The organism is Butyricicoccus sp. AF18-9LB (assembly GCF_027684505.1).
GTDB lineage: Bacteria > Bacillota > Clostridia > Oscillospirales > Butyricicoccaceae > Agathobaculum > Agathobaculum butyriciproducens.
The window spans coordinates 13,971-27,189 of sequence record NZ_JAQCWA010000012.1 but is presented as its reverse complement, the minus strand read 5'-3'; the positions used below and the strand labels follow the sequence as shown (position 1 = coordinate 27,189).

General features: G+C 56.0%; 13 protein-coding genes. 4 read left to right on the top strand and 9 right to left on the bottom strand.

What is annotated here, in order from left to right; genetic code table 11:
- Positions 1-14 precede the first annotated feature (14 nt).
- Together dapA and dapB are read left to right on the top strand one after the other, a co-directional pair.
- Entirely contained in the window at positions 15-905 is an 891-nt protein-coding gene (gene dapA / locus PGY33_RS08715; RefSeq protein WP_117750875.1) for a 4-hydroxy-tetrahydrodipicolinate synthase, read from the top strand.
- Between the two features lie 15 nt (positions 906-920).
- Positions 921-1,685 (top strand): 4-hydroxy-tetrahydrodipicolinate reductase, encoded by a 765-nt coding sequence (gene dapB / locus PGY33_RS08710; protein WP_117750876.1) that lies wholly within the window; start codon positions 921-923, stop codon positions 1,683-1,685.
- 84 nt (positions 1,686-1,769) lie between these two features.
- Here the strand turns inward: dapB and PGY33_RS08705 are convergent, their stop codons facing one another.
- The 6 genes from PGY33_RS08705 to PGY33_RS08680 form a co-directional block, all read right to left on the bottom strand.
- A complete protein-coding gene (locus PGY33_RS08705) occupies positions 1,770-3,548 on the bottom strand; it encodes an Rqc2 family fibronectin-binding protein (protein WP_117490626.1) in 1,779 nt (592 codons plus the stop codon).
- Between the two features lie 12 nt (positions 3,549-3,560).
- Positions 3,561-4,337 carry a Nif3-like dinuclear metal center hexameric protein gene (locus tag PGY33_RS08700; protein WP_270478237.1) on the bottom strand — a complete coding sequence of 259 codons (777 nt, stop codon included), beginning with the start codon at positions 4,335-4,337 and terminating at the stop codon, positions 3,561-3,563.
- Positions 4,334-5,020 carry a tRNA (adenine(22)-N(1))-methyltransferase gene (locus PGY33_RS08695; protein WP_118480243.1) on the bottom strand — a complete coding sequence of 229 codons (687 nt, stop codon included), beginning with the start codon at positions 5,018-5,020 and terminating at the stop codon, positions 4,334-4,336. Before PGY33_RS08695 ends, PGY33_RS08700 begins: the two co-directional genes overlap by 4 nt.
- A 63-nt stretch (positions 5,021-5,083) precedes the next feature.
- The gene (locus PGY33_RS08690) at positions 5,084-5,284 is read right to left on the bottom strand and encodes a DUF1858 domain-containing protein (RefSeq protein ID WP_110436676.1); all 201 of its coding nucleotides are present in this window, start codon (positions 5,282-5,284) and stop codon (positions 5,084-5,086) included.
- A 393-nt stretch (positions 5,285-5,677) separates the two neighbouring features.
- Positions 5,678-7,237: an oligosaccharide flippase family protein gene (locus PGY33_RS08685; RefSeq protein WP_158575159.1), complete on the bottom strand. Its 1,560-nt coding sequence runs from the start codon at positions 7,235-7,237 to the stop codon at positions 5,678-5,680.
- A gap of 165 nt (positions 7,238-7,402) precedes the next feature.
- Positions 7,403-8,320, bottom strand: coding sequence for a helix-turn-helix transcriptional regulator (locus PGY33_RS08680; protein ID WP_118480247.1), 918 nt, complete (start codon positions 8,318-8,320; stop codon positions 7,403-7,405).
- Positions 8,321-8,865: 545 nt separating this feature from the next.
- On the opposite strand from PGY33_RS08680, the gene iolE reads away from it, so the two are divergent.
- Both iolE and PGY33_RS08670 read left to right on the top strand, forming a co-directional pair.
- Entirely contained in the window at positions 8,866-9,765 is a 900-nt protein-coding gene (iolE, locus tag PGY33_RS08675; RefSeq protein ID WP_110436673.1) for a myo-inosose-2 dehydratase, read from the top strand.
- 223 nt (positions 9,766-9,988) lie between these two features.
- Positions 9,989-11,005, top strand: coding sequence for a Gfo/Idh/MocA family oxidoreductase (locus PGY33_RS08670; protein ID WP_116705252.1), 1,017 nt, complete (start codon positions 9,989-9,991; stop codon positions 11,003-11,005).
- Positions 11,006-11,140: 135 nt separating this feature from the next.
- On the opposite strand, the gene PGY33_RS08665 is transcribed toward PGY33_RS08670, so the two are convergent.
- From PGY33_RS08665 to atpC, 3 genes are all read right to left on the bottom strand, one after another.
- The gene (locus PGY33_RS08665; RefSeq protein ID WP_270478232.1) at positions 11,141-11,941 is read right to left on the bottom strand and encodes a Cof-type HAD-IIB family hydrolase; all 801 of its coding nucleotides are present in this window, start codon (positions 11,939-11,941) and stop codon (positions 11,141-11,143) included.
- Positions 11,942-11,944: 3 nt separating this feature from the next.
- On the bottom strand, positions 11,945-12,655 hold the full coding sequence (locus PGY33_RS08660; protein ID WP_270478230.1) for a YoaK family protein: 711 nt from the start codon (positions 12,653-12,655) through the stop codon (positions 11,945-11,947).
- Positions 12,656-12,817: 162 nt separating this feature from the next.
- Positions 12,818-13,219, bottom strand: coding sequence for an ATP synthase F1 subunit epsilon (gene atpC / locus PGY33_RS08655; RefSeq protein ID WP_110436669.1), 402 nt, complete (start codon positions 13,217-13,219; stop codon positions 12,818-12,820).

Genomic DNA, 13,219 nt, shown 5'->3' with positions numbered 1-13,219 from the left:
GTCACCGTTTTATTATGAAGAAGCCTGTTTTTACCGGTGCTGCGGTTGCTATTATCACGCCGTTCAAGTCCACCGGTGAGGTCGATTACGAAGAATTCGGCAAGATCATCGACCACCAGATCGCACACGGCACGGATGCCATCGTTGTCTGCGGCACCACCGGCGAGGCATCTGCCCTGCACGATAAGGAGCATCGCGAAGCCATTGCCTGGTGCTGTGAGTATGTCAATCACCGTGTACCGGTCGTTGCCGGCACGGGTTCCAACGACACCGCATACGCCATTGAGCTGACCAAGTTTGCAGCTGAATGCGGCGCAGATGCCGGTCTGTCGGTTACGCCGTACTATAACAAGACTACGCAGCGCGGTCTGATCGCACACTACACCGCAATCGCAGACTGCTGCGATCTGCCTGTCATTCTGTACAACGTACCGAGCCGCACCGGTGTATGCTTTACCGCCGATACCCTGTATGAGCTGTCCAAGCATCCGAACATCAATGGTCTCAAGGCCGCATCCGGCAATTTCAGCCTGCTGGCTGAGGCCATGGCTAAGTGCGGCGACAACCTGAATGTCTGGTCCGGCAACGATGACCAGATCGTCCCGCTGATGTCTCTCGGCGGCAAGGGTGTTATCTCGGTGCTGTCCAACGTAGCACCGCAGGTTGCACACGACATTACTCAGCTGTGCTTTGACAACCGTTATCCGGAGGCTGCTAAGCTGCAGCTGCAGTATCACGATCTGATCGATGCACTGTTCTGCGAGGTCAACCCGATCCCGGTCAAGAAGGCTATGGAGCTGCTCGGCTGGAAGGTCGGCGGTCTGCGTCTGCCGCTGGTTGAGCCGAGCGAGGAGCACATCGCGTACATCAAGCGCGAGCTGGAAAACGCCGGCTGCAAGATCTAAAGGAGCTATAAAAAGATGTTGAAAATTGCACTTTCCGGCTGCTGCGGCCGTATGGGCCATGTCATCAACGACATTGTCAGCGGCAGAGAAGGTATGGAGATCGTTGCGGGATTTGATATCAATACGGTGCAGTATGCAGATTTCCCGATTTTTGCCGATCCGTTTGAGTTTACCGGCGAATGCGATGTAATCATCGACTTCTCCAACGCCGCTTCTACCGAGCGTCTGCTCGATTACTGCGAGCAGCACGGCACGCCGGTCGTTATCTGCACCACGGGTCACTCTGCGGCGCAGCTGGACCGCATCCGTGCGGCTTCCGCAAAGATCGCGGTGTTCCGTTCGGGCAACATGTCGCTTGGCATCAACCTGATGAGCGAGCTGCTCAAGCAGTCCGCCGCTGTTCTGGGCGACAAGTACGACGTGGAGATCATCGAGAAGCACCACAACCAGAAGCTGGATGCTCCTTCGGGCACGGCCCTGATGCTAGCTGACGCAGTTGCGAGCGCACTCCCCTATGACGCGGAGTACGTTTACGACCGTCACGAGCGCCGCGAAAAGCGTCCGGCACACGAGATCGGTATCTCCGCGATCCGCGGCGGCACCATCGTTGGTGAGCACAGCGTGCTGTTCTGCGGCCGCGATGAGATCATCGAGATTAAGCACACCGCTCTGTCCCGCGAGGTTTTCGCGGTCGGTGCGGTTGATGCAGCCGCTTTCATGGCCGAGCGCACCCAGCCGGGCATGTACGACATGAGCGACGTTATCGCATCCCACAAGTAAAACAAAAGGACTTCTATCCGCGTGATAGGAGTCCTTTTTTATGCAGAAATCCCTCCGAATCCATCGAATCGGAGGGATTTTCTCTTATTCTACGCGGAGCTTTTCTACTTCGGCTTCGTTCGGCGTGACATACGCGGTCTGGTACACATGGTAGATGACCATGCCCGGCTTCGCGCCCGCAGGCTTTTTCACCTGGCGAACCGGCGTATAGTCCACCGGCACCAGAGAGGACGAGCGTCCTCGCGAATGATACGCCGCGATCATAGCGGCCTCGGTCATGGCCTCATCAGTCGGCTCCCTGCCGTCCGTCACGAGGATAACGTGTGAGCCGTGAATCTTCTGCGTGTGGAACCAGATATCGCTCTTGAACGCGGTTTTGAGTGTCAAAAGATCGTTCTGCAGGTTGTTTTTTCCCGCAAACACGTCAAATCCATCGCTCGTGCGGTAATGGAACGGCTTTGCCTGCGCCGGCTTGCCGCGCAGCTTCTTGTTGCGCGTCTGCTTGGCAGAGAGCACACCGGACTGCGTGAGCTCCTCGCGCAGCTGTGCAAGATCACGCTCGTTTTCGGCTTCGCTGAGAGCAGCGAGGACACTTTCCAGATAATCCAGCTCGGCTGTGCCCTGCTCGATCTGCTGTGTGAGCACTTCCTCGGCGGTCTTGGCCTTGTTGTACAGCTTGAAATACTTCTGTGCGTTCTGCTGCGGCGTCAGGCGAACATCCAGCGTGATCTCGACCTCCGGACAGTTTTCTGCGTAGTAATCGACCACTTTCGCCTTGTTCATGCCCTTTTCCAGCTGGTACAGGTTCGCGGTGATGAGTTCACCGGTGCGCTTGTACTGCTCACGGTTGTGCGTAGCCGCGAGTTCCTTTTTCTGCGCCGCCAGCTTGCGGGCCACACGGTCGCGGGCATTCGTGACCGTTTTGTGCAGGTCGCCGGTGCGGCGCTGCATCCGTTCAGCCTTACCCTTTTTCTCAAAGAAGGCTGCAAGCAGCGCACTGAAGCTGTCCGCCTGCGTGACGTTCATCAGACCCTCATACTGCGTCACCGGCAGAAAGGTGAAGTCGAACACCGCACCGTCCTCGACCTTGGTCAGCAGGAAAGGCTTGGCTCGGTCATCCTCGACATACGACATGAAATCGTCGTACACCTTGCCGAGCTGCTGACGGTTCTCGTCCGTCATGCGTGCGATCGGCTTGGCTGCGTCACCGGTCGCGCGGAAGGACAGCTCGCGGCAGAGCAGCGGCGAAAAGCCCAGAAGCTGACTGAGCAGCCAACGGTCGAGCGTCTGCCCTTCTTCCGCCTGCGATGCGGCGGCGGCAAGTCCTGTGCCAGAAACCGTGAACGGGTCGTGCTTGTCCTGTGCGGGCGGCATGCGGTAAAACAGACCGGGCAGAACCTGTCGCTTGCCGGACAGGTCGCCGTCTACACGGCGCAGAGCGTCAATAATGCGGTTGTCCTCGCCGCACAGGATGACGTTGGAGTGCTTGCCCATCAGCTCGCAGATGAGGTGCTTTTTGCAGGGTACACCCATTTCATCCGTCGTATCCAGTTCGATGGTGAGCATACGCTCGACCGCCGGCTGGCTCACTGCCGCAATCTTTGCGCCCTGCACATGCTTGCGCAGCAGCATGCAGAACATCGGCGGCGCCGCCGGATTCTCTCGAGCCGCGTCAATGAAATGCACGCGCGGCGAGCCTGCCGCGATCGACAGCAGCAGTCGGCGCGGGCCGCCCTGACCGCCGCGTGTCTGCAGCACGATTTCATCGCGATCCGGCTGATAGACCTTCTCCACACGACAGCCCGCCAGTACGTTATTGAGTTCATTTGTCACTGCCCGCAGGCAGATCGCATCTAATGGCATATAAATTCTTCCTTAAACAAATTGGATACAGTCCGCGTGCCGCTCGGAAACCTCGGTGAGCACCTGCGGGAATGCGGCTGTGATTTTATCGGCGAACACGGCCGCGACCGGATTTTCGGTCGGGAAGTGTCCTGCATCCACCAGCGACAGACCGATGGCCTGCGCACGCTGCATGAGATCGTAGCTGCAGTCGCCGATGACGAACGCCTGTGCGCCGCCTGCAGCGGCATAGTCCATCAGCTTGCCGCAGGCACCGCCGCCGACCGCTACGCGCGTGATCGGCTTGCCGCCGTCACAGAAGCGCACACCGCCCGCACGCAGGCATTCCTTGACATAGAGTGCAAATTCGCGCGGCTGCATTTCACGCGGCAGATCGCCCACACGACCGAGCATGCCGTTCTCGCCGGCCTCCATATTCACCACGTTGGTGAGGAACAGCGCGGACGCGAGTGCGTCATTGACACCACCCTCCGCACAGTCTGCGTTGGTATGCATGCAGATAATAGAAATATCGTGCTTGATCGCGTAACGCAGCACTCGACCGGTCGTATCGTCCGATGTCACACGGCTGACTGAGGTGAAGATCGCCGGATGGTGTGCGACAACAAGCTGCGCACCGCGCTCAGCCGCTTCCTGCACGACCGTTTCTGTCACATCGAGCGCACAAAGCACGCTCGTGACCTCCTGCGCACGATCGCCGCACAGCAGGCCGACATTGTCCCAGCTTTCCGCCAGCTCGTAGGGAGCAAGGCCCTCCATAAATGTCAAAATATCCTGAACTGTCATCATTTCAGTTCCTCCCTTGCAGATTGGATGCACTGCACCAGCGCACGCTGGTACGCGAGACGCTTGTTCTCCGATGCGCCCTGTTCCATGCCGTCCAGTGCCTTTTTCTCCCGCAGGTAGAGCTGCTCAAGATAATCGGCAGCCCCCTCTGCACGCAGCAAGGCCGGAGAAACCGCACATTCGCTCAGCGGTATTTCCCGCTTCGATGCACCGCCGCGCACGCTGAGAACGACGTAACGCCGTCTGTCCTCGCGGCACAGCGTTTCACGCTCGATGGCGTAGCCGTGCGCGTACAGCCACCGGCGCAGTTCGGCAATCATGGTCATCGGCTGGAGCAGCAGCAGATGGTCACCTTGGGCGGTCCACGGTGCGGCAGTCAAAATCTCTGCGATGGTCTGACCGCCCATGCCTGCGATTGTTACGGTGTCGCATTCCTCCGCCCGCACAGCCTCCAGTCCCGGCGCAAGCCGCAGAGACAGGGATACATTATGCTCTTTCGCATTGCGCTCCGCATGCGCCAGCGGTCCCGAACGGATATCCGAGCCGATAGCCGATGCAATATGCCCATCCAGCAGCAGTGAGATCGGCAGCTTGCCGTGATCCGTTCCGATATCCGCCAATCGAGCATTCTGCGGCACCAGAGCCGCCATACAGGCCAGCCGCGGTGTTAAAATCATACTTTCCATGTAAAACTCCAAAAAAACAGAGCCGGCAAACAATGCCAGCTCTAATTTTCTTACTCACTCGACTTATTCGCCCAGAAAAGCGTTGAGCTTGGCAACCAGTTCATCTGCATTGGTGCCGTGTACCATGCAGGCCTCCTCGATGCTCTCGCCCTGAGATGCCGGGCAGCCGAGGCAGTGCATGCCGATTTCCATAAAGAAACGAGCGGTCTCGATGTTCATATTCAGAACCTCACCAATGGTGGACTTCTTCGTAATAGCAGCCATGATAGTAGCCTCCTGTTGCTTTTTGTTTGTTTATAGTATACCGCAAAAATCCGTACTATTCAAGTAGTAAATAGTATTCCCTGTGAAATCGGTCGGAAAAACTGCGTAAAACAGACAAATCATGTATTCACCGAGAAGTTCCCGCTGTACGAATCATCTCCGGCTGCTGCGGAACTGCTTCATCCGGATTTCCGAGCAATGGCTGCAGGAGGCTCCGGAGCACGCAAATCCGATGATACTCATACAAAAACAGAGCGTTTCACTGCTGTGAAGCGCTCTGTTTTCATTTTTTATTCCTGCAACAAAAAAGCCGGCGTCTGCATTTTGCAGGCGCCGGCCTCATACATATCTGACACTTTTCCACCTTCACACTGATAGCACTTCTCTATTTTCCTACCACAAGAATAATGGAAGGACTGCCGGATTTTCCACGCGATGTGCCAGATACCGTCCGAGACGGATGCCGAGCAGCCTCAGCACGAGCAAATACAGTATGATAGCCGACACGAGTGCTGCCGTGAGGGCGGTCACGGTGTTATCAAACCGGCAGGCGAACGTCTGCGCGAAAAAGCGAGTCCACAGGTAAACTGCAGCGCCGCAGAGCAGCGGCACGCCGAACCGCCGGAAGGGTTTCAGGCGGAACGCTGTCCGCCGGTGCAGGATGGCAAGGTTGACCGCAGCGGCGCTCGCTCCGGTCAAAAACATGGCAAGCAGGTAGCCGTAAATGCCGAGCGTTGGCCTTGCACACCAGCGGTACAGCAACGCAAGCTGGCACAGCTCCGCAGAGATGGCGGTTGCCACGTTCCACCTTTGCAGACCGAGCGCATTGAGCAGGCTGCCGGTCGCCATCTGGTAGTAGGCCGCCACGGCTGCCGCGCCGAGCAGCGCGGCGTAGCCGCCGGTGAGTGACTGGCGGAAAAACATCTCGCTCAGCTGCGGTGCCAGCGGCACGAGAACAGCAGTTGCCGGCATGCCGATGAGACCCACAGTCGTAACGGCACGGCCGGTCAAAACACGCACGCGTGCCTGCTCACCGACTGCCTGCGCTGCCGTGACGGCGGGCAGCAGCGCCGTGCAGACCGAGCTGACGAACGCGACCGGAAACAGCAGCAGCGGCATGGCCATGCCCGAGATCACGCCGAGCGCAGACAGCGCCTGCTCATAGTCCAGACCAGCGGCCATCAGCCTTTGCGGCAGCAAAACGGAGCCTGCCGAGCCAAGCATATTCCCGATCAGCGCCGAGGCCGATAATGGCGCGGCAATGCCGAAAAACTGACCGTAAAGTTCCTTATCCGGTCTTGTAAAGCGAATATGCCGCATATTTCGTCGGAACAGCCGTGTGAGGAAAAGCGCGCTGAAAATCTCGCTGCACACCATGCCCGCGAAGATGAGCATGGCGATTCTGCCATAGTCGCCGCTGCCATATTCGTACAGCAGAAAGCTGACCGCGAATATGCGGATAAGCTGCTCACCGACCTCGGAGCAGGCCGTGTACTGCACCCTTTCCAGTCCGATAAACAGCGATTTAAAAATATTTTCCACGCCAGTGAGTGCGAGACACAGCAGCATGTACGGAAACGCGCGCGCACAGCGTCCATCACCGAGCAGATTTGCCGCGATACTGCCGCCGCACAGCAGCACCACCGCTGTGCAGGCCGCACTCAGCGCAAAAAAGGCGCGGAACGCCAGCCGCAAAACCGCGCCTAAGCGATGGCTCTCCCCTCTTGCTTCGCACGCCGCGCTCAGCCGCGAACACGCTGTTGTCACGCCGGACAGACAGCCCGCATTCAATACTAAATACACCGAATTGACCAGCCGATACACGCCCAGACCTTCCGCACCCGCAAAGCGGCTGAGCACCACGCGATAGACAAATCCGAGCACCTGCAGCAGCACATTTCCGCACGCGAGCACGCCTGCCGCGTATAAAATCGTTCCTTTTCTGACCCGCACAGCATGACCCCATTTCACGAAATTCTATGCGGATTTCGGACGGAATATGCGTACAAAAACTCCCGCAGCAAATCGCCTGCTCTGTCCACGAGAATGCTTCTTTTTCCGCAGTTTTCCTCATTAAAAAAATCCCTGCACAGAATTCTTACTCTGTACAGGGATTTTTTACTTGCGTTTGCGCTTAGGCTTCTCCTCGATGCCGGTGGACACAATATAATTCTGCCGGAACTTATTCGGCGGCATACCGACGTTTTTGGTAAACTGCAGATTGAAATAGCTCTGCGTGTCATATCCCACCCTCTCTGCGATACGCGTGATGGACAGGTCGGTCGTGATCAGCAGCGTCTGTGCTTCACCGATGCGGCGGCGCAGCAGATACTGCACGGGCGAATACCCGCTCATCTGCTTGAAAACATGCGATAAGTAATACGGACTGATGTGCAGCGCCTCACCCATGCTCTGCAGCGTGATCGGCTCCATATAATGCTTGTCAATATATTCCTTAATCCGTCTGCCGAGAATGTGCGGCTCCTCCAGCGGCTTTTCCGACTCCGCGTGAGAACCGGCGGTGACCGTCAGCACCGACATCAGCAGCGCGTGCATCAGCGAACTGCAGAACAACTCAGCATTCGGCTCGCCTGCCGACAGGGTGCGGAACATCATTTCAAACAGGCAGTGCAGATCAGCAAAATACTTGCCGGTCGGGAATACATAGCCCGCATCATCCGGAATGAGTGCGTTTTCGCGCAGACCGGGCATATGCAGCCCGCCGACGGCAATGCAGTAGCTGCCGACCTCCATATTCGGACCGGAAACCTCGTCGTGCACCACGCCTGCGTTGTATACGAGCAGATCACCCGGCTTGATGATGACTTTTTTATCGTGAATCAGGTATTCACTTGAACCGCTGCAAATGAGAATCAGCTCGACAAAATCCTCATGCGCATGCATGACACGCGGATGCGCACTGGCATCCGGTCGGATTTCACTGACGTAAAGCAGCTTCGGCTGATTCTCCCCCTCAAAAATTGATTTAACTTCCTTCTCTACAAAGCACTGTACGTTCAGGCTTGCCTTCGGCATAGTTTTTTGCAGCTCCTCTCTTTCTCTGACGGTGATTTTACTCTTATAAAAGTATAGCACACGGGTCCGTTGTGCGCTAGCACATATTTGCTTTTGCAGACCGCCGTATATCGTGCTTTTTTGCGGTCGGGCTGAGAATAATTATAAATTCTTGCTATTTGCAGATTCTTGTTTTTTGTTCTCGCTTATTTATAGTATCGCATATCCGACCGAGAATCTTCCGTATGTTTCTCTGCGGTTTTTCAGCTTTCGCAAACCTGCCGATTCGGCGGTCTCCGACCGGCAAAAAGCAGGATTTATAAAAACAGGCGCACAGCCTCAAACCCGCTCCGAAAAAATACTGTGCATTTTTACCGCCGCTTTTACCTCTAATATATTATATATATGGGATTTTCGGGTGTCCGAAAAAAAGTTTCCGTTTTTTGAATCAAGCCAAGAATCTAAAAGAAACCGTTCGCCATATCTGCTAAACTATAAGCACAAAGAGAAGAAAGAATCTCACAGCTCAGTTGTGAGATACAACAAGAATGAAAGGACGAAGCATTATGTTAGATCCCAAAAAGGTTAAAATCGGTATCGCGCCTATTGCATGGACCGAGGACGACATGCCGGAGATGGGTGCTGAAAACAGCTTCCTGCAGACGATCAGTGAAATCGCTCTGACCGGTTATGTTGGCACCGAGATCGGCTGCCAGTTCCCGCGTGATCCGGCGATTCTGAATAAGGAGTTTGGCCGCCGCGGTATTTCCGCCATCACCGGCTGGATCAGCACCTACTTAAATGAACTGCCGATGTGGCAGAACGAGCGTGCGTTCGTTGACCACATGAACTTCCTGAAGTCGATCGGTGCTACGATTATCAACACATCCGATCAGTCGTTCTCCATTCAGCATCAGTGGAACACTCCGCTTTCCAACAAGAAGGTGCTGAACGACGATGAGTGGGAGGTACTGACCAAGGGTCTGGATCACCTCGGCAAGATCGCTTATGACAGCGGCATGAAGATCGTGTACCATCATCACATGACGACTACCGTGCAGAAGACCGACGAAATCGACCGTATGCTCGCTATGACTGACCCGAAGTACGTCAGCATGATTTACGATACCGGTCATCTCACCTTCTCCGGCGAGGACCCGATCGAAATTCTCAAGAAGCACCACGACCGCATCGGCCATGTCCATCTCAAAAATGTCCGCAAGCCTGCAATGGACAAGTGCTACGCTGAGAACAAGAGCTTCCTCCGTTCGATTCCGGAAGGCGTGTTCACCGTTCCCGGCGACCCGGAAGGCTGCGTAGACTTCCCGACCGTATTCAAGCTGCTCGACGAGTACAACTACGAGGGCTGGCTGGTCGTAGAGGCTGAGCAGGATCCGGCTATCGCAAATCCGCTCGAGTACGCCCGCATGGCCCGCGCCTACGTCAAGGAGCACACCGGACTGTAAGTTAACCCATTATTTTCAAGGCAATACCGCATAATTGGACAAGAGCGATTTGCGAGTAAATTTTGCGTACTGACGAGGCGCGGTTTTGCGGTAATACTTGACGTATTACCGTGAAATCGCAACAAAGTCAGGGCACAAAATTTCCGCAAAGCGCCGCAGCTTTAATTGTGCGGTGTTGCCTTAATAAAAAGAGCAAGAAAAGATCGCAAAGGAGAGTATTACTATGAAAAAACTGAAGATCGGTATCATCGGTGTAGGCCGTCTGGGTTATGAGCACGCCTGCAACATTGCAAACCGCGTTCCGGGTTCGGAACTGGTAGCTATCGCAGACGCAAACTTCGACCGCGCAAAGCAGGTCGCTGAAGAACTGGGCGTAACCGCCGTTTACAACGACCCGAAGGATCTGTGCGCTGACCCGAACGTTGAGGCCGTTGCCATCATCACCAACACCGCTTCTCACGTTGAGATGATCAAGATTGCGATGGACGCAGGCAAGCACGTTTTCTGCGAGAAGCCGCTGGCGGACACGGTTGAAAAGTGCAAGGAGGCCGAGGCCATCATCGCCGCTCACCCGGAGCTGACCTTTATGCTGGGCTTCATGCGCCGCTATGACCACTCCTATCAGGTAGCTAAGAAGAAGATGGAAAACGGTGACATCGGTGATGTTATTCTGGTTCGCTGCTACTCGCAGGACCCGATCTCCATCATCGAGGGCACCCTGGAGTACGCTCCGCGCTCCGGCGGTCAGTTCATCGATATGTCCATTCACGACTTCGACCTGATTCGCTGGCTGACCGGCTCCGAGGTCAAGGAGCTGTGGGCTACCGGCGGCTGCTACGAGTTCAAGCAGTACAAGGACTGGGACGACGGCGACAACGTTTCCGGCCTGATGAAGATGGAAAACGACGCTATGGCATTCTTCTTTGCCGGTCGTGCAGCAGCTCACGGCTCTCATGTTGAGACCGAAATCGTTGGTACCCGCGGCACCCTGCGTATCGCATCCGTTCCGACCGACTCTCTCGTAGAGGTTATGAGCCAGCACGGCGTATGCCGCGAGTGCTATCAGGACTTCATCACCCGTTGGCACGATGCATACATCACTGAGATTGAAGAATTCTGCGACTGCGTAGCAACCGGCCGCAAGGCAACTCCGGGCGTTATCGACGGCACCCAGTCCACCAAGATCGCCTTCCGCTGCAAGGAGTCCTTCCTGACCGACAAGAAGCTGACCCTCGAATAATCGTTCTCGAAACCGCATTCTTATTCCACATTCAATTTATTCTCTCTTATTTATATTCAAGTCTCCAAACAGAATACAAATACAGCCTAATTCAAAAAGAAACCCGGGAATCCTTCGATTCCCGGGTTTCGCCTTTTATTCCACCGCCAATACGCTGCGGATCGTGCGGCACACGCCGTCCTCATCATTGGATGGACAAACATGCTTTGCGACCTTCTTGAGCCGCTCATGTGCATTCGCCATCGCGTAGGACTCGCCCACCGAGCGCAGAAGCTCCACATCGTTCAGATAATCGCCGAACGCCATGCACTGCGCGGATGTGATGTGCAGATTATCGCACATAACGCCGACGGCCACGCCCTTGCTCAGCCCCAGGCGCATCAAATCCACCCAGTCCGCGCCGGAGAGCGCTACCTGCAGCTTATCGTCGAACATCTGCCGATAGTACGGCAGCACGTTGGTTTCCGCCGCATTTTTGCAGAAAAGCGCCACCTTGCACACCGGCTCCTGCTGCACGGCTGCAAGCAGATCAGGCACCTTTTTGCGCCGCGCGTAGTACATCGCCATGTTCTCCACAAACACCGGATCGTCGTCCTCGTAGGCTGCGCCGTCCCGCATGGACGCGATTGCGTGCACATTCGGCAGACCGCGCGCCAGCTCCACAGCCGCGCACACCAGCTGCTGCGGCATGGCCTCGAACGACACGATTTCGCGTCCGTCGCACACCATGCCGCCGTTTTCGCTGATGTACATCAGCTCGTCCGCGATCTCGCCGAACTGCTCGTACAGGTTGTAATACTGCCGTCCGGATGCAGGTGCGAAGCGTACGCCTATCTTTTTCAGCGTGCGCACCAGCGGGAAAAAGCCCTTGGGCAGCTGCTTACGGCTGGACAGCAGCGTGCCGTCCATATCTGCGGCGATCAGTTTGATCGACATGGTTTACCGTTCCTTTCCGGCGGTCTCCTCCGCCTCGAGCGTATGTTCTTCCTCGACAAACATGACTGCAAAGACCAGACTCAGCGGGATACAGGTCAGCAGCAGCGCTTTTTCGCCAATTCTCGCGGTCGTCAGTGCGCCAATCGCACCGCCGAGGATGAAAAACAGGATGATTGCGTAATAGTTGCGCGTTTTGCGGATCGCGTTCCGGTCGCCGGTCTGTGCCCAGATCACAAGCTGCTCGGTGCCCGAACGCAGGTTGCCTGTACACATCGTGGTTGCAAATGCGCTGCCGCGCACCTTGCGGAACGACTCGACCTGCATCGCGCAGATGAATGAGATCATAATGTTGACCGTGGTATTCAGTGTCTGCGGCAGGAATGCCGCTGTAATCAGCAGCACGATCTCGACCAGCACGACAATCTGTCTCCAGTGAATGTTGATGTCGCTCTGGCGTTTTTTGTACCGCCGCTTGACAATCTCCGCCGCCACAACGCCCAGTGCGAACGCCAGAATCGGCAGAAAATACTCAGCTGCCCGCAGCCAGTTGCCCTCGGCAATATTCGCGCCGAACAGCACAATATTGCCGGTCTGCGCGTTAGCAAACACCTTGCCGCGGCAAAGATAGGTATATGCGTCAAAAAAGCCGCCGGCCATAGCCAGCAGTGCGCCCAGCAGCAGCGATTCCGACATCTGCCCGTGCGCTCGTTTCATGGAAATTCCCCCATTTCACTTCGGCAGAGAACTATTCTTTGTCTTCCAGCGGCTATTATAGCACAAAAAATCCCCCGATTCAATCAAATCGAGGGATTTATATTCGGTCAATATGCCGAATTATTCAGTGATACTGATACAATTCCTCTGCAGGAAATTGTATCATTTGCTCTCCGCGATGCGAATACGGTTTACCGCCTTTTTCAGCTTGCCCTGTGCGATATCCATTTCACGGTCGCCGGCCTTTTTCTGCAGAATCGCTTTCGCACGGTCTGCGGCCTCACGGGCACGGGCCACGTCGATTTCGTCGGCCCACTCGCAGGTACGCGCCAGCACGACCGTCTGCTCTGCCGAAACATCCACAAAACCGCCCGAAACCGCCGCTACGCGGCGTTCGCCGTTCCGGATGATGGTCAGACCGCCGACGCCGAGCGCCGCAACATACGGCACATGGTTCGGCAGGATGCCGACATCGCCCTGTGAGGTGCGAACCACGATACGGTCCACTTCACCGTCGAAAAACTGCTTATCGACCGTGAGCACCTTGAGATGAAAGGTAGCCAT

Excerpts from the sequence above, each read along its gene's own strand:
- dapA (WP_117750875.1), top strand. The coding sequence starts at position 15 with ATGAAGAAGCCTGTTTTTACCGGTGCTGCGGTTGCTATTATCACGCCG.
- dapB (WP_117750876.1), top strand. The coding sequence starts at position 921 with ATGTTGAAAATTGCACTTTCCGGCTGCTGCGGCCGTATGGGCCATGTC.
- PGY33_RS08705 (WP_117490626.1), bottom strand. The coding sequence starts at position 3,548 with ATGCCATTAGATGCGATCTGCCTGCGGGCAGTGACAAATGAACTCAAT.
- PGY33_RS08700 (WP_270478237.1), bottom strand. The coding sequence starts at position 4,337 with ATGATGACAGTTCAGGATATTTTGACATTTATGGAGGGCCTTGCTCCC.
- PGY33_RS08695 (WP_118480243.1), bottom strand. The coding sequence starts at position 5,020 with ATGGAAAGTATGATTTTAACACCGCGGCTGGCCTGTATGGCGGCTCTG.
- PGY33_RS08690 (WP_110436676.1), bottom strand. The coding sequence starts at position 5,284 with ATGGCTGCTATTACGAAGAAGTCCACCATTGGTGAGGTTCTGAATATG.
- PGY33_RS08680 (WP_118480247.1), bottom strand. The coding sequence starts at position 8,320 with ATGCCGAAGGCAAGCCTGAACGTACAGTGCTTTGTAGAGAAGGAAGTT.
- iolE (WP_110436673.1), top strand. The coding sequence starts at position 8,866 with ATGTTAGATCCCAAAAAGGTTAAAATCGGTATCGCGCCTATTGCATGG.
- PGY33_RS08670 (WP_116705252.1), top strand. The coding sequence starts at position 9,989 with ATGAAAAAACTGAAGATCGGTATCATCGGTGTAGGCCGTCTGGGTTAT.
- PGY33_RS08665 (WP_270478232.1), bottom strand. The coding sequence starts at position 11,941 with ATGTCGATCAAACTGATCGCCGCAGATATGGACGGCACGCTGCTGTCC.
- PGY33_RS08660 (WP_270478230.1), bottom strand. The coding sequence starts at position 12,655 with ATGAAACGAGCGCACGGGCAGATGTCGGAATCGCTGCTGCTGGGCGCA.
- atpC (WP_110436669.1), bottom strand. The coding sequence starts at position 13,219 with ATGGCTACCTTTCATCTCAAGGTGCTCACGGTCGATAAGCAGTTTTTC.